At 61.1% G+C, this 21484-nt stretch carries 20 protein-coding genes; 15 read left to right on the forward strand and 5 right to left on the reverse strand.

The genetic code is table 11. From position 1 onward, the window contains the following. The first annotated feature begins 31 nt into the window (after positions 1-31). Positions 32-523 (forward strand): MmcB family DNA repair protein, encoded by a 492-nt coding sequence (locus tag BLR31_RS03190; protein ID WP_090591364.1) that lies wholly within the window; start codon positions 32-34, stop codon positions 521-523. Positions 524-548: 25 nt separating this feature from the next. On the opposite strand, the gene BLR31_RS03195 is transcribed toward BLR31_RS03190, so the two are convergent. After that, a complete protein-coding gene (locus BLR31_RS03195; RefSeq protein ID WP_090591368.1) occupies positions 549-1709 on the reverse strand; it encodes an META domain-containing protein in 1161 nt (386 codons plus the stop codon). 229 nt (positions 1710-1938) lie between these two features. Here BLR31_RS03195 and BLR31_RS03200 point away from each other — a divergent pair, with 229 nt between their 5' ends. Beyond that, positions 1939-2253 (forward strand): hypothetical protein, encoded by a 315-nt coding sequence (locus BLR31_RS03200; RefSeq protein ID WP_090591371.1) that lies wholly within the window; start codon positions 1939-1941, stop codon positions 2251-2253. A 231-nt stretch (positions 2254-2484) separates the two neighbouring features. On the opposite strand, the gene BLR31_RS03205 is transcribed toward BLR31_RS03200, so the two are convergent. Continuing rightward, positions 2485-3054 carry a helix-turn-helix domain-containing protein gene (locus tag BLR31_RS03205; RefSeq protein ID WP_090591375.1) on the reverse strand — a complete coding sequence of 190 codons (570 nt, stop codon included), beginning with the start codon at positions 3052-3054 and terminating at the stop codon, positions 2485-2487. A 114-nt stretch (positions 3055-3168) separates the two neighbouring features. On the opposite strand from BLR31_RS03205, the gene BLR31_RS03210 reads away from it, so the two are divergent. From BLR31_RS03210 to BLR31_RS03245, 8 genes are all read left to right on the forward strand, one after another. Then, entirely contained in the window at positions 3169-4314 is a 1146-nt protein-coding gene (locus BLR31_RS03210; protein ID WP_090591379.1) for a hypothetical protein, read from the forward strand. 65 nt (positions 4315-4379) lie between these two features. Beyond that, positions 4380-5294: a ribokinase gene (locus tag BLR31_RS03215; protein WP_090591383.1), complete on the forward strand. Its 915-nt coding sequence runs from the start codon at positions 4380-4382 to the stop codon at positions 5292-5294. After that, positions 5291-6505 carry a class I SAM-dependent RNA methyltransferase gene (locus BLR31_RS03220; RefSeq protein WP_090591387.1) on the forward strand — a complete coding sequence of 405 codons (1215 nt, stop codon included), beginning with the start codon at positions 5291-5293 and terminating at the stop codon, positions 6503-6505. The genes BLR31_RS03215 and BLR31_RS03220 overlap by 4 nt, the downstream gene beginning before the upstream one ends. A gap of 289 nt (positions 6506-6794) precedes the next feature. After that, a complete protein-coding gene (gene ugpB / locus BLR31_RS03225) occupies positions 6795-8120 on the forward strand; it encodes a sn-glycerol-3-phosphate ABC transporter substrate-binding protein UgpB (protein ID WP_090591391.1) in 1326 nt (441 codons plus the stop codon). A gap of 271 nt (positions 8121-8391) precedes the next feature. Beyond that, positions 8392-9276 (forward strand): sn-glycerol-3-phosphate ABC transporter permease UgpA, encoded by an 885-nt coding sequence (gene ugpA, locus BLR31_RS03230; protein ID WP_090591394.1) that lies wholly within the window; start codon positions 8392-8394, stop codon positions 9274-9276. A 16-nt stretch (positions 9277-9292) separates the two neighbouring features. After that, on the forward strand, positions 9293-10141 hold the full coding sequence (gene ugpE, locus BLR31_RS03235; protein WP_090591397.1) for a sn-glycerol-3-phosphate ABC transporter permease UgpE: 849 nt from the start codon (positions 9293-9295) through the stop codon (positions 10139-10141). 5 nt (positions 10142-10146) lie between these two features. Beyond that, complete coding sequence (locus tag BLR31_RS03240) at positions 10147-11226, forward strand: sn-glycerol-3-phosphate import ATP-binding protein UgpC (protein WP_090591401.1); 1080 nt, start codon at positions 10147-10149, stop codon at positions 11224-11226. Positions 11227-11281: 55 nt separating this feature from the next. After that, the gene (locus BLR31_RS03245) at positions 11282-11908 is read left to right on the forward strand and encodes a DUF4893 domain-containing protein (protein ID WP_176762484.1); all 627 of its coding nucleotides are present in this window, start codon (positions 11282-11284) and stop codon (positions 11906-11908) included. 30 nt (positions 11909-11938) lie between these two features. Here BLR31_RS03245 and BLR31_RS03250 read toward each other — a convergent pair whose 3' ends face one another. Further along, complete coding sequence (locus tag BLR31_RS03250) at positions 11939-12370, reverse strand: Lrp/AsnC family transcriptional regulator (RefSeq protein WP_090591408.1); 432 nt, start codon at positions 12368-12370, stop codon at positions 11939-11941. Between the two features lie 112 nt (positions 12371-12482). Here BLR31_RS03250 and BLR31_RS03255 point away from each other — a divergent pair, with 112 nt between their 5' ends. Next, positions 12483-13583, forward strand: coding sequence for a saccharopine dehydrogenase family protein (locus tag BLR31_RS03255; protein ID WP_090591412.1), 1101 nt, complete (start codon positions 12483-12485; stop codon positions 13581-13583). On the opposite strand, the gene BLR31_RS03260 is transcribed toward BLR31_RS03255, so the two are convergent. Next, the gene (locus tag BLR31_RS03260; protein ID WP_090591415.1) at positions 13580-14383 is read right to left on the reverse strand and encodes a DUF72 domain-containing protein; all 804 of its coding nucleotides are present in this window, start codon (positions 14381-14383) and stop codon (positions 13580-13582) included. The two genes, BLR31_RS03255 and BLR31_RS03260, sit on opposite strands and share 4 nt — an antisense overlap. A 162-nt stretch (positions 14384-14545) precedes the next feature. Here BLR31_RS03260 and BLR31_RS03265 point away from each other — a divergent pair, with 162 nt between their 5' ends. From BLR31_RS03265 to BLR31_RS03280, 4 genes are all read left to right on the forward strand, one after another. Next, on the forward strand, positions 14546-16924 hold the full coding sequence (locus BLR31_RS03265) for a mechanosensitive ion channel domain-containing protein (RefSeq protein ID WP_090591420.1): 2379 nt from the start codon (positions 14546-14548) through the stop codon (positions 16922-16924). Positions 16925-17012: 88 nt separating this feature from the next. Then, a complete protein-coding gene (locus tag BLR31_RS03270; protein ID WP_090591424.1) occupies positions 17013-17744 on the forward strand; it encodes an HAD family hydrolase in 732 nt (243 codons plus the stop codon). 103 nt (positions 17745-17847) lie between these two features. Next, entirely contained in the window at positions 17848-18735 is an 888-nt protein-coding gene (locus BLR31_RS03275) for a cation diffusion facilitator family transporter (RefSeq protein WP_090591428.1), read from the forward strand. 282 nt (positions 18736-19017) lie between these two features. Further along, a complete protein-coding gene (locus tag BLR31_RS03280; protein WP_090591431.1) occupies positions 19018-19599 on the forward strand; it encodes a cell wall hydrolase in 582 nt (193 codons plus the stop codon). A gap of 68 nt (positions 19600-19667) precedes the next feature. Here the strand turns inward: BLR31_RS03280 and BLR31_RS03285 are convergent, their stop codons facing one another. Further along, positions 19668-21266: a phosphoenolpyruvate carboxykinase gene (locus tag BLR31_RS03285; protein ID WP_090591434.1), complete on the reverse strand. Its 1599-nt coding sequence runs from the start codon at positions 21264-21266 to the stop codon at positions 19668-19670. Positions 21267-21484: the final 218 nt, after the last annotated feature.

Genomic DNA, 21484 nt, shown 5'->3' on the forward strand with positions numbered 1-21484 from the left:
CAGAGCCCTCCGCGCGGAATAAAATGAGAACATGAGCGACATCGATTCCGCCCTTCAGCCCATCCTGACCGATGGCCGTCAGTCTCCCACCGCGCTCCGCGTCCAGCGCGGCGTCATGCGCTATCTGCGCTCGGTGCACGATATGACGTGCTTTGCCGAAGTGCCGCTCAGCAATGGCCGCCGCGCCGATGTCATCGCGCTCGGCTGCAAGGGCGAAATCTGGATCGTGGAAATCAAATCCAGCCTCATCGATTTCAAAATCGATTCCAAATGGCACCACTACAAGGATTTCTGCGACAGGTTCTTTTTCTGTAAGCCGCCCGAGCTCGATGCCGGGATTTTCCCCGACACCGAAGGCTTGATGGTGGCCGACGGCCATTGGGGCGATATCGTGCGCCATGCCGGCCATGATCCGCTGGCCGGTGCCCGCCGCAAGGCGATGCTGCTAAAGCTCGCCCGCCTCGGCGCAGACAGGGTTCACGGCCTCATGGACCCCGAAACCCGCCGCGAAGACATCTACTGATCCGGGCGCCACGCTCAGCCTGCCGTCATTCGACCCGGATGAACTCTGCCAGGACGGCACCCGACTCATCCAGAAGCGACAGCGTCGCTCCGTCCGTCTCATAGCGTGCAGCATTGGTGTAAGCGTCAAAAAGCGCCCGCTCCTGCGCGCCGATGGGGTCCGCGCAGCCGCGCTGTGTCGCAACGAAATCGCCCATGGCGATCGATCCGTCCTCTCCCAGAGTCACGGGCCCGCCATAGCCATTGCAACCCGAATTGCCGCCCGCCGTGCCGTCGGTCTCGAACTCGAGCGTCGTCTCCACGCCTTCGGCCACCGCCTCCCCGCCAAGCATAGTGGCGCGCCATTGGCTGCCACTAAGGTCGGGCAGGACAGCGCCCGTCTCTTGCGGGTTGGCCACCAGCGTCGCCACGCCGTTGCCCTCCGCATCCAGCAGCGTCAGCGTCTCGCCTTCAAGGCCATAGGTTGCCGCGGCATCCAGCGCGGCAAAAAAGTCGCGCTCCTGGCTCATCGCCGGTTCGGCGCACGCCATCATTGTCGAAAACACCTCCGAAAAATCGAAAGTGCCGGCCTCTTCAAAGGTGATGGTGCCGCCATAGGAATTGCACCCGCCATTGCCGCCCACACCGCCGTCCTCGGCGTTGAAGGTCAATGTGGTGTCCACATCGTCTACCGCCTGGTTTTCGCCCAGCGCGGTCAAAAGCCAGGTCGTGCCGGCCAAATCCGCCGGCATCGCGGCCGTGTTGTCACCCACCTCGGCGTCATCCGCGCCAGATGGCGCATCCCCACTTCGGGCATTGACCAGCGCCACAGCCACAGGCTCGGTCTGGTTCAGAGGATCGACGGCAATCCGCGTATCGTTGATGAACCAAAGCTCGCCCTCCACCTCGATCCGCGCCGAGATCGCATAAGACCGGCCGTCTTCGATCGCGCTTTCATCGACATCGAGCACGAACCCGATCGGAACCTGCCCGGCCGGGTCGATCACCTGTTCGGCCAGCGTCACCGCCGGCGCGTCGGCCAGCGACACATCGAGCAGCGAAACCGTTGCAATGGCGGTCTCGGGCAGCGCAATTCGCTCGCGATAGGCAATGTCGCCGGTAATCGTATGGCTCTGTGCCAGTGCGGACGTGGCCATCAGGACACTGGCCAGCGTGGCAAGCGATAGGGTGCGGGCGGAAAACAACATGGCGAAAACTCCATTCTCTACCGTCTCAAGCTCGGTACGTCCTTTTCGGTTCCCACCCCTGAATGCCCGCTGAACGCCCCCGCGTGGCTAACGCCATGCGTTAATTTGCGCGCCTTTCGCGCATATCGCGCATCGAACGCATAATAACATGGTTAACCATTGATGAACGGCAGAGCGGCCCGTTTTCTCCTGTGTGTCGAAGGGCTTAACCCCGCCAAAGGAGGCGAACATGAAAATCTTGGTAACCGCAACGCTCATCTCTGCACTGGCCTTTGCCGCTCCGGCTCAGGCCCAGCTCTTCAAGTCCGGAAATTCCGGCCTTCTGGGCATCGCCAACAACCTTGTCGGCCTGCAGACCGGCCACATCTCGGTGCTCAATGGCGGCATCCTCAATGGTTCGAACGTCCTCTCGGGCATCGGCCTCGGATCGTCCGCCCAGACCTCGAACAACTCCACAAACGTCACCGGCTCGGGCCATGCCCTCGGTAACCAGTGGGGCTCGAACTACTCGCATTCGTTCAACCGCCGCGGCTTCGGCTGGTAACACCTCCACGGCTGGCAGGGCCCGCGCCCCCGGACTCCGCCAGCCGCACCAGCCTTCCGCTGGACATGCGAGTACCGTCGCCCGGCCCGGACGCTGCACCGGGCCGGGTTGCACGCCTCCCAGCCCCTTTCGTTGCTGCAAACGCCCACCGTCTCCCTGGTGCGATAAGGTGGCCGCGAAGCGGTCGGATAAGAGGGGCCTTGAGCGCGAAAGACTTTACCCCACCGCACCCTATGCCCCAATCACCCCCACCTCGATCGCCCTCACCCGCTCTTTATCATCCCGCACAAAACTCAACTCCCCCAGCGCATAAAGCGCCCCGCCGATCCGGGTGAGCGTCAGCCGCCCTTTGCACGCCCAGGGCCGGTCCTCATGGCTGAACGGAATAGCGAGCGCCAGAACGGCCGCGCTCTCGGCCAGCCCCCGCATCCGCGCGGCCATCGCTGGCAGGGCCGGGTTGATGTCACAATCGAACAGCCAGCCAAATGTCTTGAGCGGCCCGCCACGCAACCTCAAGAACGCGCTGGCCTCAACGATAGCCAATTGGTCGTCGAACAAAACGAGCGGCGCCTGCGCCCCGCGCACGAACATCGCCAGCGCCTCGATCTCGGCCCGCCGTCGTCCCCAGATCAGCGCCGCGATCGCTTCGATATTGTGCGGCCGCGGCGTATCGCGACCGCTTTCCCAGCGCGACACCTGGCTTTGCGACACCCCGAGCGTCTGCGCCATGGCGCCCTGATTGATCCGCGCCCCGATCCGGAACCGTCGCAATGCCTGCCCGATATCGCCAGTGCCGTCCATGCCGCCTCCGGAAAACCCCTCATGGGTAGCGCATGGCCCTGTTCACCACGCCGCCGCCATTCTCGATGCCATCAGACCACCGCGTTGGTGAACATCGTTTGAGAGGCCATATCCGTGATCGCCCTGAGGCTGACATTTTTCGCATGCGCCGTGATCGCCGCGATGCCGGCCCTTGCCCAGCCCCAGATCACCTCCGTCATCGAAACCGGTTGGACCTCCAACGCCTTGGGCAGTGCAGGTCAAAATGACGACGCCTACCTCACCCAGTCCCACACGATCGCGCTGGTCGGGGGCGACGAGACGATAGCGCTGCGTGCAGCAATTACCTTCGAGGACACGCGCTATCTCGCCTTTTACCGCGAGAACGATTTTCAGGCCCGGATCGAGATCACCCCCGAAATCGCCCTTTCGGACACGGCCCGCCTGCGCGGCCGCTTCGCTCTCCTTTACGGCGAAGACGGCACCCAGCTCGCCCCCGGCCTCGGCGCGCGCGAACAGACGCTGGCCGGCTCCGCCGCCCTTCGCTACGAAACGCGTGTCGGCGATGGCATGTGGGGCCTTGATCTCGGCTATGAGGCCGGCCGCCCGCATCTTACCCATATCGAAGCCGATCTCGTGCCGCCCGCGCGCGCTTCGGCCCGCACCGATGGTGTCACCGCAGGCATCGATTTCGCCTTTCCCCTGTCCGAAACGATGGCGCTCCTGGCCGCCGCCCAATGGCAAAGCCTCGCCGTGCCGCCCGACAACCAGGCCCAGTTCGGCCGCCTCCCGCTTCACCATCTGCGCCTCGCCGCCGGTGGCGAAATCGCCGATGGCGCGGGATCGGCCTTTACCCTGCGCGGCGGCGTCGATGCTCTTTTCCCCGCCATCGATGGCCTCGATACGTTCTGGCGCGCCTATGGCGAGGCCCAGGTCCGCATCGCGATCTCCCCGCATCTGGCCCTGCGCGGCTCGCTCCTTATGGGTGCCGATATCGTTGACCCCGCCGATGGCTATGCTGACGCTCTGGTCTCCGGCCGCGCCGGCCTCATTGTTACGCCAGCCGAGGGCTGGGAACTCGATTTCGGCCCCTTCGCCAAAACCCGCGGCAGCATCGCTTTGGCCACGTCCATCGAGCGCCAACTCGGCTTTGAAGTGGCGCTCACCCGATCCTGGGCGCGCTATTCCCTCGCCGCGCGCCTCTCGCACAGCGCCGTCACCGGCCTCAACCCAAGCTACGAAGAAACCCGCCTCGGCTTACGCGTTGCGGTCAGTCTTTGACAATTATCCATTGAGTTCCCTCCCGGCCCTTGGCACAAGGAGCCCACACTTGGAGGGGAACCCACATGATCGTCGTTTTCGGCTCGATCAATATCGATCTCATCGGGCACGCCCCGACCCTGATGCGCCCCGGCGAAACCGTGCTTGGCTCCAGCCTTGAATTTTCCCCCGGCGGCAAGGGGGCCAATCAGGCCCTCGCGGCCAGCCGCGCCGGCGCTGAAGTGAAAATGGTCGGCTGCGTCGGCTCCGACGATTTCGCCAACCGCGCTTTGGCCCTCCTCAGCGAAGCGGAAATCGATCTCTCCGGCGTGCGCCGCATGGACCGCCATACCGGCACGGCCCTCATCATCGTCGACGACGAGGGTGAGAACATGATCACCGTCCTTCCCGGCGCCAATTCGCGCCTCACCGCCATGGCGCTGGAACAGGCCGGCATCGCAGAGGGCGACTATCTCCTCCTCCAGCTCGAAACCCCCATCGACGGCGTCATCGGCGCCGCGCGACACGCACGCAAGGTCGGCGCCAAGGTGATCCTCAACCTCGCGCCCATCATGGATTTCGATCTCGCCCTGCTCGAAACCATAGACATCCTCGTCGTCAACGAAACCGAGCTCGCCGGCGTCCTCACTCTGCTCAAGGCGCCAAAGTTAGAAGAAGCCGCGTCCGTCGCCTGGCTGGCCGAACGCCTCGGCATCACCGTCGTCGCCACCCTCGGCGCGCGCGGGGCCATCGCCGTGGCCGAAGAGACCCCCACCACGGTCCCCGCCCTCAAGATCAAACCCGTCGACACCGTCGGCGCCGGCGATACCTTCGTGGGCTATCTCGCTGCCGGTCTTGCCGAAGAGATCGATCTCACCTCCGCCATGGCGCGCGCTTCGGTTGCCGCTGGCCTTGCCTGCCTCACCCCGGGCGCCCAGCCCTCCATTCCCGAGCGCTATGCCGTCGAAGACCGCATCGCCGCCGACCTCTTAGGCCGATGACAGAAACCCTCACCATCGAACGCCTCGGCCATCGCGGCGAAGGCGTTGCCATGCGCCGCGACAAGCCAGTCTTTGTTCCCCTGACCCTGCCCGGCGAAACGATCACCGCCGAGATCGAGGGCAATCGCGGCCAGCTCGTCGACATCCTTACCCCCAGCCCCGATCGCCAGCCCGCCCCCTGCCCGCATTTCGGCGCCTGCGGCGGCTGCCAGCTCCAGCATCTGACGCCCCCGGCCTATCTTGCCTTCAAGCGCGGCCTCGTCGTCGATGCGCTCTCGCGCGCCGGTGTCGAGGCCGAAGTCGCCGACCCCGTCATGGCCCACGGCGCTGGCCGCCGCCGCGCCACGCTGCACGCGGCCAGCGCGCGAGCGGGCCATAGCGCTGTCGCCGGGTTCATGGCGCTCCGCAGCCACGACATTCACGATCTCGATCGCTGCCCCATCCTCGTGCCGGCCCTCGCGCCGGCCCCCGATATCGCCCGCGCCATCGCGGCAACCCTCGGGCCCTGCGATATCGCCTTTACCGCCACAGATCTCGGCCTCGACATCGCCATCCGCGTGAAGGGCGGCAAGCCCAACTCTAGGCTCACCGCCATTGCACGCCAGTTCGATCTCGCCCGACTGTCGCTCAATGGCGAGCCGCTGATCGTCCACCGCCAGCCCTTCGTCACCATGGGGCCGTCCCTGGTGCCGGTCCCCGTATCGAGCTTTCTCCAAGCCACAGCCGAAGCCGAAAATATTCTTGCCGGTCTGGTGGTCGAAGCGGTCAAGAGCCGCAAGAAAATCGCCGACCTCTTTTGCGGCGTCGGACCCTTCGCCCTACGCCTGGCCCAGTCCGCACCGGTCTTTGCCGCCGATAGCGACGTCCCGGCCTTGGCCGCCCTCGACGCGGCTCGGCGCAACACAAAGGGCTTAAAGCCCATCACCGCCGAACGGCGCGATCTCTTCCGTGAACCCCTCGTCGATTTCGAACTCAAGCGCTTCGACGCCGTCGTCCTAGATCCACCCCGCGCCGGCGCCGAAGCCCAGATCGCCGAGCTGGCACGATCGAAGGTCAAAACAATCGCCTATGTCAGCTGCGATCCCCAGAGTTTCGCCCGCGACGCCGCTTCGCTGATCGCCGGTGGCTATAAAATCTCGACGGTCACGCCCGTCGACCAATTCGTCTTCTCCGCCCACATCGAACTCTTTGCAGTTTTCGACAGGCCGTAGCGCAAACGCAAATTCCTGTTGTGCATCGTGACGATAGTGTCACAATGTCGCACCCGTCACGCAAAAATGCGGACGGTCGGTCGCGCAATTGTGGCGTGAGGAGGAGGCAATGGGAGGCATCGCGACACCGTCGTTACAGAACGGCAAACCCTGACATGCAGGGTTTTGCACCGTCACGCAAACGTCACGAGATCGTCACCTGAGCTTTGCACGCCCCGATTAGGCATCTGGCCATGGCGCAAGCCATCGGCCGGGACGCGGTCGCAACGACTTTGATCGGGAGAACATCATGTCTAAGACACTTCTGGCGACCGGCACCGCCCTCGCCACGCTTCTCGCTTCGACGGGCGCAAGCTTTGCCCAGACCGAAATCGCCTGGTGGCATGCCATGAGCGGCGAGCTCGGCGCCAAGCTCGAAGAAGTCGCCCAGGGCTTTAACGATACCCAGGACGACTACGAAATCGTCCCCGTCTATCGCGGCACCTATGGCGAAACGCTGACCGCCGCCATCGCCGCCTTCCGGGCCAACGAACAGCCGGCGATCGTTCAGGTCTATGAAGTGGGCACCGGTACAATGATGGCCGCCGAAGGCGCCGTCTATCCGGTCTATCAGCTCATGGCAGACAACGGCCTCGAATTCGATCCGGCCAATTATCTCTCCTCGGTCGTGGGCTATTATTCCGACACGGAAGGCAACATCCTCTCGCTACCGTTCAACTCGTCCACCCCGATCATGTACTACAACAAGGACGTGTTCGAAGAAGCCGGTCTCGACCCCGAAACACCCCCGGCCACCTGGGCCGAAATGGAAGCGGCGATGAACCAGATCGTCGACTCCGGCGCCGCCCCTTGCGGTCTCACCACAGCGTGGATTTCCTGGATCCACACCGAAAACTTCTCGGCCCTTCACGATCTGCCCTATGGCACGATGGAGAACGGCTTTGGCGGTCTGGGCACCGAGTTCGTCATGAACAACGAACACCTCGCCACCCATTGGGACAATCTCAAGCGCTGGCAGGACGAAGGCATCTTCCGTTACGGCGGCCCCGAAGGCGGCCCAGATGCGCAGCCCCTGTTCCTGGCCGGCGAATGCGGCCTGTTCATGAACTCCTCGGCCGGTCGCGCCGCCATCGTCGCCAATGCCGATTTCGAAGTCGGTTTCGCCCCGCTCCCCTATTATGACGACGTCATCGACAGCCCGATGAACTCGATCATCGGCGGCGCCACCCTCTGGACGCTTCAGGGCCGCCCTGCCGAAGAATATGCAGGCGTCGCGGCGTTCTACGACTATCTCTCGAGCCCCGAAGTCCAGGCGGACTGGCACCAGTTCACCGGCTATCTCCCCATCACCAACGCGTCTTACGAGCTTGGCCAGGAACAGGGCTATTACGAAGAAAACCCCGGCTCGGACACCTCGATCCTGCAGATGACCCGCGTCGAGCCCAATGAAAATTCCAAGGGCATAAGGTTCGGCTCCTACACCCAGATCCGCGCCCTGATCGACGAAGAATTCGAAGCCGTCCTCGCGGGCGACAAAACCGCCCAGGAAGCCCTCGACTCCCTCGTCACCCGCGGCAACGCCCTTCTCCGCGAATTCGAAGCCGCCAACGGCTAAGTGGTTGGGGGCGGTGGCCGGTCTTTGATGACCCGGCCTTTCCCCATCCACCAGCCTGTCCCCTCTCCCCGCCGGGGAGAGGGCTAGGGTAAGGGGCTGCTGAGCGAGAGAAGGCCCCAGCACCCACCTCACCCACCCCCGTCACCCGGGATGCATTCCCGGGGCCCAGCAGCAGCGCCTGCCAAAAGCGCCGCGCCCAAAATCGCCCCAAGACGGCCCCAGCCGCCTCGGGGCCAAATCAAAAAGACCAACCGCACAGCCGGGGCCGAATATGCAGACCAAGCGAACGATCTTTTCCAACAAGGGCCTGCCCTATCTGCTGCTCGCCCCCCAGCTTGCCGTCACCATCATCTTTTTCATCTGGCCCGCCGCCCAGGCCATCAAATCGAGCTTCGAGCGCGAAGATCCCTTCGGCCTGCGCACCACCTTTATCTGGTTCGATAATTACACGCGGCTTTTCGCCGACCCGACCTATCTGAACGCCTTCGGCCGCACCCTGATCTTTGCCGTCGGCGTCACCTTCATCTCCATGGCGATCGCCCTTCTGATGGCCGTCGCCGTCAATCGCCTGCTGCGCACTGGAAAGATTTACACCACCCTTCTCGTCTGGCCCTACGCCGTTGCCCCGGTCGTTGCCGGCATCTTGTGGTGGTTCATGTTCAACCCCTCGATCGGCATCCTGCCCTATGTGCTCGGCCAGTTCGGCATCAACTGGAACCACAGGATCGTCGGCAACCACGCGATGATCCTTGTGATCATCGCCGCCGCGTGGAAGCAGATTTCCTATAATTTCCTGTTCTTTCTCGCGGGGCTGCAATCGATCCCTGCGTCGCTGAACGAAGCCGCCGCCATCGATGGCGCGGGCCCCTTCAAGCGCTTCTGGACGATCGTCTTCCCGCTCTTGTCGCCCACGACGTTCTTCCTCCTCATCATCAACGTCAATTACGCCATGTTCGACACGTTTGGGGTCATCGACGGCACCACCTCGGGCGGCCCGAACCAGGCTACCAACATCCTCGTCTACAAGGTCTATGCCGACGGGTTCCTCGGGCTCAACATCGGCTCGTCAGCCGCCCAATCGGTCATTTTGATGCTCATCGTCATCGGTCTGGTCTTCGTCCAGTTCCGCTATGTCGAGCGGCGCGTGCAGTACTGAGCCTGGAGAAACCCCAATGGTTGAAAATCGCCCCTGGCTCAATGTCGCCACCCACCTGATCCTGATCATCGGCGTCGCGATCGTCGTCTTCCCGGTCTATATCGCGTTCATCGCCTCCACCCAGGCGCCCGGCACCTTCTACCGCTCGATCACCCCGCTCCTGCCGGGCCCCTCGATGATCGACAATTACTGGGAAATGCTGACAACCGGCATGTCCACGGCCGGCGCCCCGCCGCTCTGGCTGATGCTCATCAACTCTACATGGATGGCCATCATCATAACGGTCGGCAAGATATCGATCTCGATCATCTCGGCCTATGCAATCGTCTATTTCAAATTCCCCTTTCGGACCTTTGCCTTCTGGATCATCTTCATCACCCTGATGCTGCCGGTCGAAGTGCGCATCATTCCAACCTTCGCCGTGGTGTCCGATCTGGGGCTTTTGAATTCCTATGTCGGCCTCACCCTGCCCCTGATCGCCTCGGCCACCGCCACCTTCCTCTTCCGCCAGTTCTTTCTGACGGTCCCCGACGAATTGATGGAAGCCGCTCGCGTCGATGGCGCCGGCCCGATCAAGTTCTTTAAAGATATCCTCTTGCCCCTGAGCCGCACCAACATCGCAGCGCTCTCGGTCATCATGTTCATCTATGGCTGGGTGCAATATCTCTGGCCGCTGCTCGTCACCACCGACAGCCGCTATTACACGGTCGTCATGGGCATCAAGCGCCTTGCGGCGCGCGGCGATACCGAGCCGCAATGGAATCTCATCATGGCCGCCGTGATCCTCGCCATGCTGCCCCCCGTCCTCGTCGTCATCTTCATGCAGCGCCTGTTCGTCAAGGGCCTGGTGGAAACGGAGAAATAACAACAATGGCAACGATAAACCTTTCCCGTGTCACCAAGATTTATCCCGGCAATGTCGAAGCCATCAAAGGCATCGATCTTTCGATCGCCGATGGCGAACTCGTCGTGCTCGTGGGCCCCTCGGGCTGCGGCAAGTCCACCCTGTTGCGCATGATTGCCGGGCTCGAGACCATCACCGCCGGCGAAATTTCCATCGGCGAGCGCGTCGTCAACACCCTCGAGCCCGCGGACCGCGACATCGCCATGGTGTTCCAGAACTACGCGCTCTATCCCCACATGACGGTGCGCGGAAATCTTGAATACGGGCTCAAAAACCGCAACACGCCCAAACCCGAAATCGAAGCGCGAGTAAACGAAGCCGCGCGCATTCTTGAAATCGAACAATTCCTCGATCGCAAGCCGCGCCAGCTTTCGGGCGGCCAGCGCCAGCGCGTCGCCATGGGCCGTGCCATCGTGCGCAAGCCCAAGGCGTTCCTCTTCGACGAACCGCTCTCCAACCTCGATGCAAAACTGCGCGGCCAGATGCGGGTCGAAATCCGCCGTCTGCAGAAAACCCTGGGCACCACGTCGGTCTATGTCACCCACGACCAGCTCGAAGCCATGACCCTCGCCGATAAGCTCGTCGTGATGAACGGCGGCGTCATCGAACAGGTCGGCAAGCCCCTCGATATCTATACCGACCCCGCCTCGGTCTTCGTCGCCGGCTTCATGGGCTCGCCCGGCATGAACCTTGTGCCCGTCGAAACCCTAAAGACCCTCGCTGGCACCCTGCCCGACACCATACCCACCGCGACCGGCACCATCGGCATCCGCCCCGAAGACATGTTGCTCGCAGCACCCTCGGCGCCGCACATCGCCTTCGACGTCATCCTCGATGCCATCGAACTCGTCGGATCGGAAAGTCTCGTCTATGTTCACGCCGAAGGCATCGCCAAGGATATGGTGGTCCGTGCCCAGGGCATCCATCAGGGTGAGACCGGCGACCGGCTCAAAATCCACGTCCCCCACGCGCATTTGCACGGTTTTGACGCCCAATCGGGTCGCAAAATTTACGATATCGTTTCCAATGCCAGAATAGCGCCGTAGATCATGTCCACAATCGCCGATCTCGAGCCATATATGCATACTTGTGGAGGTTGTTTTGCGGTACCTGATCGGATTGCTTTTCGCGCTTGTTTTTGCCCTTCCGGGACACGCCGAAACCCCTGATCTTGAAGGCTATTCCGCCCAGCTTTTCGAGCAATTGCACCCCGAAGACCAATCCCTAGCTGAGGGCTGGCAAACAGGCCTCGCCAAGCAACTCGACCTACTGGAAGACGACCCCGAAGAGTTCGTAGTCCTTGATTCAATTGACGAAATTCGCGAGCTGATCGCCGCTGAACACCAGCCTTTTTCAATTGAAGAACTCGACGGAAACTGGCGCATGCGCTCCCTCCAGGCGAGTGATCTCGGCGCAATCGCCTACCAGTATTTCCCGGCCCGGATTTACCCCGAAGGCGAGGCCTATTTCTTTGATAAGAACACCGGCTCCCAGCGCCACCGCGGCCTGATGGCCCAGCTCGATGAAGACACCGTCTTTTTCGTTGGCGCCCTCTACTATGGCTATGAAACTCCACGCCTTTATTCGTCGCAGATGGTGGGCGAAACCACGCCCCAGCAGCGCGAATTTGACGCGGTGGCCGAGATTTACAAGATCGGCGACGACCATTTCCTCATGGCTTTTGCGCCCAAAAACGACAGCTATCGCCTTTACGAAATCAGGAAGTAATCCCCGCTACCCCCAGCGGGTATAATATGCTCAGCGTTCGATGCGGGTTGAAAGGATTATCGAACTCATCGTCCGCTCCACCCCATCGAGAGCGCCGATCGTGTCGATAACGCTATCGAGTTCGGCAACAGACGGCGCCTCCACGATGACGATCATGTCGAAACTGCCCGAAACCGAATGAACCGTCCGCACCTGGACCATCGAATCGAGAACCTTGACCACCTGCGCGGTCAGCTTGGGCGACACGGTCACCATCAGATGCGCGCGGATCTGGTTGGAAAGATATCCGCCCGAGAGTTTTACGGCATATCCCGCAATTGTGCCGTTCCGCTCAAGTCGCTCCAGCCGGCTTTGCGCAGTGGAGCGCGATACGCCCAGTCGCCGGGCAATTTCAGCCACCGGCATGCGGGCATTTTCCCGCAACAGCGCCAAAAGCATTTGGTCGGCGTTAATTTTCGTCATTGTGGCGTAAATTTTCGGCATATTGCGCGTTTGCCGCCGCGATTGTGCCCGAACGCAGTCTGCAAATCAACGAAATCTCATGGCATCCTGTTGTCATCCAAAGGAGGATGGCATGAAGGAAATCGTAGTCGTCGGCGCCGGTCGCATCGGAGCCACAATCGCCGATATGCTGAGCCGATCCGGTGATTACGCCGTCACCGTCATCGACCGCTCCCAAGAAGCTCTGGCCGCGCTCGACACCGGCCCGGAGGTCAAAACCGCCCGCTGCGAAGTGGCCGAACCCGGCGCGCTCGAAGCTGTGCTCAACGGCAAATTCGCCGTCCTCTCAGCCGCCCCCTATTCCCTGACCATCCGCATCGCCGAAGCCGCCGCAGCGGCAAAAGTTCACTATTTCGATCTGACCGAAGACGTGAAATCCACCCGCCGCGTCAAAGAGATAGCGGCAAAAGCCGAGACAGCGTTCATTCCGCAATGCGGTCTCGCTCCGGGTTTCATCGCCATCGCCGCAATGAGCCTCGCCAAGCGTTTCGACACGCTCGAAGATGTGAAAATGAAAGTCGGCGCCCTGCCGCAATTTCCCACCAACGTCCTCAACTACGCGCTCACCTGGTCGCCCGAAGGGGTGATCAACGAATATTGCGAACCTTGCGAAGCGATCGTCGACGGCAAGCTGAGCGAGATAGCACCCCTTGAAGACATTGAGGAATTCACCCTCGACGGCGTCAGATACGAGGCGTTCAACACCTCTGGCGGACTGGGTTCCACCCCGCAAGTGCTTGCCGGTAAAGTCAAAAACCTCAACTACCGCACTATCCGCTACCCCGGCCACGCCCGGATCATGAAGCTCTTGCTCAACGATCTCAACCTCAAGGACCGCCGAGATCTCGCCCTCGACATTTTCCGTCACGCCCTAAGCACCACGCGTCAGGACATGGTGGTTATTCTGGTCGAAGTCACCGGTACGAAAAACGGCAAGCCAGCATTCGAGCGTTTCGCGCGCACGATCCTGTCAGGCTATGTCGGCAACCGCGAGCGTTCAGCCATCCAGATCACGACAGCAGCAGGCATTTCGACCGTCCTCGACATGCTCGCCATGGGACAATTACCGCAAAAAGGCTTTGTGCAGCAGGAAGATATCGACCTCGACACCTTCCTCGCCAACCGCTTCGGCCGCGCTTACGCTCAAGATCAGGCGATGACGAAAGTCGCCTAAAGCCGGGACTTCACCCGCTCGATCAGTGCCATCGCCGCCGCCGGGTTCTTCTCCTTGAACCCCGAAATGACAAAGGCGAAAACGTTGCGCGGCGTCTCCTTGGCCGCCGCGCCACGAACCGGCAGATCGTCGGGCACCCCGCCTTTGGCATAGGTGACGATCCGCTCCGCCCACCGATCGAGATCGGTATCCGAATAGCCCTTGTCCTGATCCTCGCTGGTCCCCTGCAGTCGCAGATAGACGAAATCCGCTGTCGCGTCGGCGATCACCTGATATTCGGCATCGGCCCCCGTGATCAGCGCCACGCCATGCTTTCGCGCCAGGTCCACAGCCTCCCCATTGGCAAAACTCTCGTGCCGCGTTTCCAGCGCATGCCGCAGCGTACGGCCTTCATGCTCTCTCGGCAGCAGCTTCAAAAACGCTTCGAAATCATCGGGATCGAACTTTTTTGTCGCCGCCAATTGCCAGTTGATCGGCCCCAGCTTGTCCTTGAGCTCAACGATCCCGCTGCTGACGAACCGGTTGACCGAATCCCCCGCCTCGCCCAGCACCTTCTTGTTGGTCGCATAGCGCGTGCCCTTGAGCGTAAAGACAAAATCGTCGGGCACCTCATCGTGCCATTTGCGAAAACTTTCGGGCTTCTGGCTGCCATAAAACGTGCCGTTGACCTCAACCCCGGTCATCGTCGAACCCATATATTCGAGCTCGCGCTTCTGGGTGAGACCATCGGGATAATAGGGCCCGCGCCATGGCTCGAAGGTCCAGCCGCCGACCCCGATAATCACTTTTCCCGCCGCCATGATGGTCTCCCGCCTTGAGCTGTCACGCCCTCACAATATGCCGATTCGACGCCGCGCCAAGCGCTTCGCGGGCAACCCATTTGGGCCATGGGGGTTCAACCCCGCCCCAAAGGCTTGTAGCCTTGCGCCAAATCACCTGTACGAACCAAGCCGCAAAGCTCCATGCCAGCCGTCCTGACCCAGACCGTCCTTCGCCCCTTAACGCTGCTCTTGTCTGCGCTTTTCGTCCTTGTTCTCGCCCTGCCCCTGGCAGCGCAGGAGGCGGCCGAACCGCAAAGCGATCCCCAACAGGCCCTCAGTCAACTGATCGAAGTGCTGCGCGACGATGCGGCCCGCGATGCCCTGATCGCCGAGCTCGAGGCCAGCGCGGCGGAAAGTGGAGCTGCGCCCGAGGAAGCCACGCAAACAGTTGATGCAACAGACGAATTGCGCTCGATCGGTGGGCGGATTTCCGATGTGACGCGCAATGCAGTCGAAAACACCGCGGCATCGCTGAGCCAGCTGTGGCGGCAATTGTCCAACACGCCACAGATATTTTCCGCGCTCTCGATCTCCCAGCTCAACAGCCTTTGGGACATCCTGACAAATGTCGCGATCCTGATCGTCCTGACCTATGCGGGGCTGATGCTGGTGCGGCGCCTCTCTCACGCGCCGCGGGAAAGATTGCGTGCGTTGTTTAATTCGGGCGGCTGGATCGCCAAACCCGTTGCCCTGATCCTGGAGTTCGTTCTCGATCTGCTTGCTGCTGCACTCCCTTATGCCATCGGCTATGGCGTCGCCGTCAGCTTCCTCGGAGACGCCGGTGAAATCCGGCTCGAGCACGCGCTCTATCTCAACGCGTTCCTGATCGTTGAGGTGATCATGGCGATCGCTTTGACGATCGTTTCGCCCAATATTCCTGAACAGCGCCTCGTGCATTTGAGTGATGGCGAAGCGCGAACGGTCATGCGCTGGTTGCGGCTGCTGATTTCGCTATTTGTCTTCGGGCAAATGCTCGTACTGCCGCTTTTGACCGCCAGCGTTTCGTTTGCAGCCGGCCGCGCCATTTCCATCGTTTTGCTTCTACTGACCCTTCTGACCGCAGCTGTAGCGGTTCTCGTGGCGCGCAAGCCGGTGAAATACAAGATGATGGCGATGATCGAAAACAAGGAAGCCCGCCGCGGGCTCGCCTTGCCGATCAAGAATTGGCACATCTTCGCCCTGCTCTATCTCGGCCTGCTTGCCGTCGTCGCTCTGACGCGCACCAGCGTCCAGTTCCAGGCCTATATCTGGGACAATCTGCAGGTGGTGATCGCCATCCTTGTCGGCATTATCGTCTTGAACATCATCAAGCGCATGACCCGCGGCGGTATTCTTCTGCCGGAAAATGTCCGGCGCAGATCGCCCGAACTGCAGCGTCAGCTGCAGCACATAGTGCCCGCGATCTTGAAGGTTGTCCGCTTCATCGTCATCACTTCGATCGTGGTGTTCTGCCTGCACAAGCTGGGTTTTTTCAACTTCGTGGATTTCATTGAAGGTGAATTTGGCGCGCGCGTAGCGGGCTCGCTGGTCACAATCCTTGTCATCCTGGCGCTCTCGATCATCGCCTGGGTGGGGCTTAACGCCTGGGTCGACAGTCAGGTCAATCCCACGCTCGCCCCTGCCGCAACGGCGCGCAAGCGCACCCTCTTTGCTTTGATGCGCAACGCGCTGACCATTGCGATCATCGTCGTCACGCTGATGTTCATTCTCTCGGAGATCGGCATCAATATCGCGCCTCTCCTTGCCTCGGCCGGTGTTCTCGGACTCGCCATCGGTTTTGGCGCGCAAAAGCTCGTTCAAGACATCATCACCGGCATCTTCATCCAGCTCGAAGGCGCGATCGACGTGGGCGACGTCGTCTCGGTTGGGGGAATATCGGGCAGCGTTGAACGCTTGACCATCCGCTCGGTGTCCCTGCGTGACGTCGAGGGGTCCTATCACATCATCCCGTTCTCTTCGGTCGACACCGTAACCAATTTCATGCGCGGCTTCTCCTTTGCGCTCATCGACATGGGCGTTTCCTACCGCGAAGACGCCGCCTACGTGAAACAGGCGATGTCGGATGCCTTTGATGAGCTCAAAGCCGATCCCCAGATTAAAAATGCCATCATCGGTGACTTCGAATGGTTCGGCGTCAATGCGTTCGGAGCGAGCGAAGTCGTATTCCGTGGCCGCATCAAGACCCTGCCCGGCCAGCAATGGGGCATCAAGCGAGCTTATAACGGCATCGTCAAACGCATATTCGACGAGCGCGGGATCGAAATTCCCTTCCCGCACCAGACGCTCTATTTCGGCGAGGACAAGACCGGCAAGGCGCCCCCCATCCGCGTCATGAGCCAAACCGTCGAAGAGGCCACGCAAGGTCAGGGTACCGCGCCTACGGCAATCATCCAGTCCGACGATGGCATCGAAGTGCCCAAGCCTAAACGCAAGCGCAAACCCAAAACCAAGACCGTCCCGGTCGAACAGCAGCTGCCCGACGTTGACGAGGGCCCAGATGCAGACGAGGACAGTAGATGAATTGGCAGTCAGCGAGACGGGGTGTCGCCTTTGCTCGTGCGATGGCCCGTGCTAAAGCAGCGTGCTTTCAAGAACCGAGAAAGCACGCATGATCGCCCTCTCCCATCCTTTCGACGCCGTGATCTTTGACATGGACGGAACCCTCCTCGACACCGAGGCGGCGTTTCGCACTATCGTCTTTGAGGTCTGCACGGAGATGGGGTTTGAAATGACCAGCGATGTGCATGGCCGCATCGTGGGCTCGTCCCATGAGGCGACGGCACAGCTCCTGGTCGAGACCTTCGGCGACAATTTCGACTACGAAAACTTTGACGCCAAATGCCGGGCAACCATGCATGTGATGCTAGCCGACAATGTGCCGGTAAAGGCCGGCGCCGTTGAACTGCTCGGTGCGCTCAAGGCCCTCGATATTCCCTTGGCGGTGGCCACGTCCTCGCGGGCCAATCACGCCATGAGCCATCTCGATCGCGCCGGTGTGTTGCCGTTCTTTGATACGATCGTTACCCGGGACGATGTCGTCCATCCCAAGCCTCATCCTGAGCCCTATCTCATGGCCGCCGAACGGCTGGGCGTCGCTCCCGAGCATTGCGTGGCGTTCGAGGATTCCTTTTCCGGCGTGCGCGCCGCCCATGCGGCGGGCATGCGGACGGTCATGGTGCCCGACCTCGTAACGCCCTCCGACGACGTGGCAGCGCTTTGCGTGGCTGTGCTCGAGAGTCTGGCGCACGCTCACGACCATCTCGTTGCCGCCCCTAGAGCCAGTCGCCACCGGCTCCAGGCCCCTTTGCAGGCAAGCGAGCGCGAGCCGTCCGAGACCTAGATCTGCAAATGGGTCGCAAAGGCATTTGCAAGTAAAATCAAGAGGATAGACAAGGGGCGCAGCCTGGGTTACGGCAAACGCTATGCCATCGCGGAGCTGTCCCATGTCCCAGGTTCTCAAACTCGCCCTAGGCAGTATCGCAATCGCGATCCTGGTTCTGGCGCTCAAGCTTTGGGCTGCACAGATTACCGGGTCTGTGGCGCTTCTGTCCGACGCTCTCGAATCGATCGTCAACCTCGCCACCGCGATCGCGGCGCTGATCGCCATACGGCTCGCGGCGCGCCCGGCTGATCATCGGATGCCCTATGGCTATCACAAGGCGGAATATTTTTCGGCCGTGATCGAGGGCGTTTTCATCGTCGTTGCCGCGCTTCTGATCTTCCATCAGGCCTATCAGGGGTTCATCGCCCCAGAGCCCATCGATGCGCCGGTCGAAGGCATCGCCATCTCGATGGTGGCGACCGCGATCAACGCGTTCTGGTGCATGATCCTGATCCGTCAGGGCCGCAAACTGCTCTCTCCCGCGCTCGAAGCCGACGGACATCACCTCTGGACCGACGTTGTGTCCTCGATAGGCGTGGCTGTAGGCCTTGTCCTCGTTGTCGCAACCGGACAGCCAGTGCTCGATGCCGCCCTGGCGGCGCTGGTGGGGCTCAACATCTTATGGTCGGGCTGGAAGCTGCTGTCGCGCAGCGTGGGACAGCTCATGGACGTTGCGGTCCCTTCTGAGCAACTCGAGTCGATCCGTGAGACGATCAGCGCCAATGCAGGGGGTGCGATCGAGGCTCACGACGTGCGGACCCGTCAGGCGGGCAAGGTCGTTTTTGTCGATTTCCACCTCGTCGTTCCCGGTACCATGACCGTGGAAGACGCCCATGTCATCTGCGATCGCATCGAAGCTGGGATAAAATCGAACTTTCCAGAGGCCATGATCACCATCCATGTCGAGCCTGACGATAAGGCCAAACACGCCGGCGTTCTGGTGCTCTAACCCAGGCAGCGCTGGGGCTCAGCCGCAACTGACTGACCGCGCCCACAATTGATCCACAGCGTTGTCCGCCCGCCACATCGGGCGATATTGCTTCAAATGCCGCTATTTTTAGCCATCTGGCGCTAATGGCGCTGCCTTACCCCTCTTCTCACGCCCATGCAAAATGGGGTACGTTAACCAACAATTAAGCTTAACGTCGCGTTAATCGACGGGCTTAATTAAGGGTAAACGTAACAAAAAACGGCTGCCGGGCTTGGCGCCGAAAAGACGCAAGGGGTAAACATGGCGCGCCGCGGTCACGCCATTGTGGGGCTGGTCTGTTCTATCGCGATGTCAATTTTTCCCGCGCTCGGTGCGCAGGCTGAAGACATTACGATGCTCACCCAGGACATGGTGCTACAGTACGTTTCGCAAGAAAACTTCATGACGACCAATGATCGCAAGGAGCTTGCTGCGAGCGAGGTCTATTGCCTGGGTCAAGCGATCTATCATGAATCGCGTGGAGAGCCCGATAGCGGCCAGTGGGCGGTAGCCTCGGTCATTCTCAACCGCGTCGAAAGCCGCACCTATCCCGATACGGTCTGTGGCGTCGTCTTCCAGAACGCCCATCTTCGCAATCGCTGCCAGTTCTCTTTTGCCTGCGACGGCCGCCCTGACGATGGCGGTGGGGGCAATATCATCGACCGCGAAAGCTGGGTGCAATCTCACCTGATGGCCCAAATCGCCTATCGCAAGTTCCTCGAAGGCAAGCAGCACGAGGACGGACTGACAACCGCGATGCATTTCCATACGACGAACGTCAATCCCTCCTGGGCATCCGCCTATGTCGAGGTCGCCGCCATCGGAAACCATATTTTTTATTGATCGCCGCGCTGAAACGAAAAAAGCCCGAACCTGACGTTCGGGCTTTTCTGCTTTTGAATGTTCGCGACCTATTCGGCGGCGATGGCTAGCCTTGGTCCGGCCTCGGCGATCTGCGCATCGGCAGCGGCAAACTTTTCGAAATTGGCTTCGAACAAATTGACCAATCGGGCCGACTGGCGGTCATAGGCATCCTTATCCGCCCAGCTTTCGCGGGGGTTGAGGAGGCTGGTTTCGACGCCTTCGACAGCGAGCGGCACGGCAAAACCGAACACCGGATCGATGCGGGCGGGAACATTGATCAACTCGCCCGACAGCGCCGCATTGAGCAGCCGGCGGGTATCCTTGATCGAAATACGGTTACCCACGCCGTAGGGACCGCCGGTCCAGCCAGTGTTGATCAGCCAGCATTCGGCAAGGCTCTCGCGGATGCGCTTTTTGAGCATGCGGCCATAGACGGTAGGGTGAAGGCTCATGAACGGCGCACCGAAACACGCCGAGAACGTCGCTTCAGGCTCGGTCACGCCGCGCTCGGTCCCGGCCACCTTGGCCGTGTAGCCCGAAAGGAAGTGGTAGATCGCCTGTTCGGGCGATAGCCGGGCAATTGGAGGCAGAACGCCAAAGGCGTCGGCGGTCAAGAGCACGACATTGTTGGGCGTCGGGCCGGTTCCGGTGCGCGAGACGTTGTCGAGCACATAGAGCGGGTAGGCCGCGCGCGTGTTTTCTGTTTTGGAGCCGTCGGCAAAATCGGGTTCGCGGCTGGCGTCATCGAGCACAACGTTTTCGAGAACCGTGCCGAACCGCTTGGTGGCGGCAAAGATTTCGGGCTCTGCCTTGGCCGAGAGATTGATGGTCTTAGCGTAGCAACCGCCTTCGAGATTGAAGACGCCATCATCGGACCACCCATGCTCATCGTCCCCGATCAGGATGCGCTCGGGATCGGTCGAAAGCGTGGTCTTGCCGGTGCCCGAAAGCCCGAAGAACAGCGCCGTGTCGCCGCCGCGGCCTGTGTTTGCCGAGCAGTGCATGGGCAGGACGCCATTGGACGGCGCGTGGAAATTAAAGAGCGAGAAGACCGACTTTTTGATTTCACCTGCATAGGCCGTCCCGCCGATCAAAACGATATTGCGCGACAAATCGAGCGCAATCACCGTTTCGGTCCGTGTGCCATGCCGTGCTGGATCGGCCTTGAAGTTCGGGTTGTGAAGGATGGTGACATCAGGCGCAAAACCCTTGAGACCGGCACGCGCTGGTCGGATCAGGAGATTGCGGATGAACAGCGCATGCCAAGCCGAGGGGGTCACCACTTCGACATTGAGTTGGTGCTTGAGCTCTGCCCCGGCCAGCAATTGTTGGCTGAAGAGATCGGCGCCTTCGAGCGTTTCGGCAAAATCGGCAAGCAGCACGTCGAACTGGGTGCGATCCATCGCCTTGGTGTTGTCCCACCAGACGAGATTTTCGGTCAAATCGTCGCGCACGATGAATTTGTCGGCAGGTGAGCGGCCTGTGAACTTACCGGTATCGGCAACAAAGGCACCGTCCGCTGTGAGCCGGCCCTGCCCGGCCGCCACGGCCGTTTCCACGAGCACGGGGGCGGCGTCGTTATACCGGACAGCGCGCGCTTTGGCGGCAACGGTGCTGGCAAGGCTCTGGCAGGTGACATCGGTCATTTGGGGCACTCATAAAATCGTATGATATGAGCCTGACCTTATGACCGGGGCGCGATACGAGCCATCTGGCAATGGGTCGTAAGACGTTCGTCTAGCGCCGTGAGTCCCCCGGCGTATAAAGGGTTGCAACCCGATATGAGCGATTGGCGTTGCCATAATTTGCGCGTATTGTGAAGGGCACAAGACGAGCGAAACTCTTTCACACGGCGTTGAAAGTC

This window comes from Pelagibacterium luteolum (genome assembly GCF_900100665.1).
In the GTDB taxonomy this organism is placed as follows: Bacteria; Pseudomonadota; Alphaproteobacteria; order Rhizobiales; family Devosiaceae; genus Pelagibacterium; species Pelagibacterium luteolum.

What these genes read in the sequence shown, in the direction of transcription:
- BLR31_RS03190 (WP_090591364.1), top strand. Translation starts at nt 32, where the DNA reads ATGAGCGACATCGATTCCGCCCTTCAGCCCATCCTGACCGATGGCCGT.
- BLR31_RS03195 (WP_090591368.1), bottom strand. Translation starts at nt 1,709, where the DNA reads ATGTTGTTTTCCGCCCGCACCCTATCGCTTGCCACGCTGGCCAGTGTC.
- BLR31_RS03200 (WP_090591371.1), top strand. Translation starts at nt 1,939, where the DNA reads ATGAAAATCTTGGTAACCGCAACGCTCATCTCTGCACTGGCCTTTGCC.
- BLR31_RS03205 (WP_090591375.1), bottom strand. Translation starts at nt 3,054, where the DNA reads ATGGACGGCACTGGCGATATCGGGCAGGCATTGCGACGGTTCCGGATC.
- BLR31_RS03215 (WP_090591383.1), top strand. Translation starts at nt 4,380, where the DNA reads ATGATCGTCGTTTTCGGCTCGATCAATATCGATCTCATCGGGCACGCC.
- BLR31_RS03220 (WP_090591387.1), top strand. Translation starts at nt 5,291, where the DNA reads ATGACAGAAACCCTCACCATCGAACGCCTCGGCCATCGCGGCGAAGGC.
- ugpB (WP_090591391.1), top strand. Translation starts at nt 6,795, where the DNA reads ATGTCTAAGACACTTCTGGCGACCGGCACCGCCCTCGCCACGCTTCTC.
- ugpA (WP_090591394.1), top strand. Translation starts at nt 8,392, where the DNA reads ATGCAGACCAAGCGAACGATCTTTTCCAACAAGGGCCTGCCCTATCTG.
- ugpE (WP_090591397.1), top strand. Translation starts at nt 9,293, where the DNA reads ATGGTTGAAAATCGCCCCTGGCTCAATGTCGCCACCCACCTGATCCTG.
- BLR31_RS03240 (WP_090591401.1), top strand. Translation starts at nt 10,147, where the DNA reads ATGGCAACGATAAACCTTTCCCGTGTCACCAAGATTTATCCCGGCAAT.
- BLR31_RS03250 (WP_090591408.1), bottom strand. Translation starts at nt 12,370, where the DNA reads ATGACGAAAATTAACGCCGACCAAATGCTTTTGGCGCTGTTGCGGGAA.
- BLR31_RS03255 (WP_090591412.1), top strand. Translation starts at nt 12,483, where the DNA reads ATGAAGGAAATCGTAGTCGTCGGCGCCGGTCGCATCGGAGCCACAATC.
- BLR31_RS03260 (WP_090591415.1), bottom strand. Translation starts at nt 14,383, where the DNA reads ATGGCGGCGGGAAAAGTGATTATCGGGGTCGGCGGCTGGACCTTCGAG.
- BLR31_RS03265 (WP_090591420.1), top strand. Translation starts at nt 14,546, where the DNA reads ATGCCAGCCGTCCTGACCCAGACCGTCCTTCGCCCCTTAACGCTGCTC.
- BLR31_RS03270 (WP_090591424.1), top strand. Translation starts at nt 17,013, where the DNA reads ATGATCGCCCTCTCCCATCCTTTCGACGCCGTGATCTTTGACATGGAC.
- BLR31_RS03275 (WP_090591428.1), top strand. Translation starts at nt 17,848, where the DNA reads ATGTCCCAGGTTCTCAAACTCGCCCTAGGCAGTATCGCAATCGCGATC.
- BLR31_RS03280 (WP_090591431.1), top strand. Translation starts at nt 19,018, where the DNA reads ATGGCGCGCCGCGGTCACGCCATTGTGGGGCTGGTCTGTTCTATCGCG.
- BLR31_RS03285 (WP_090591434.1), bottom strand. Translation starts at nt 21,266, where the DNA reads ATGACCGATGTCACCTGCCAGAGCCTTGCCAGCACCGTTGCCGCCAAA.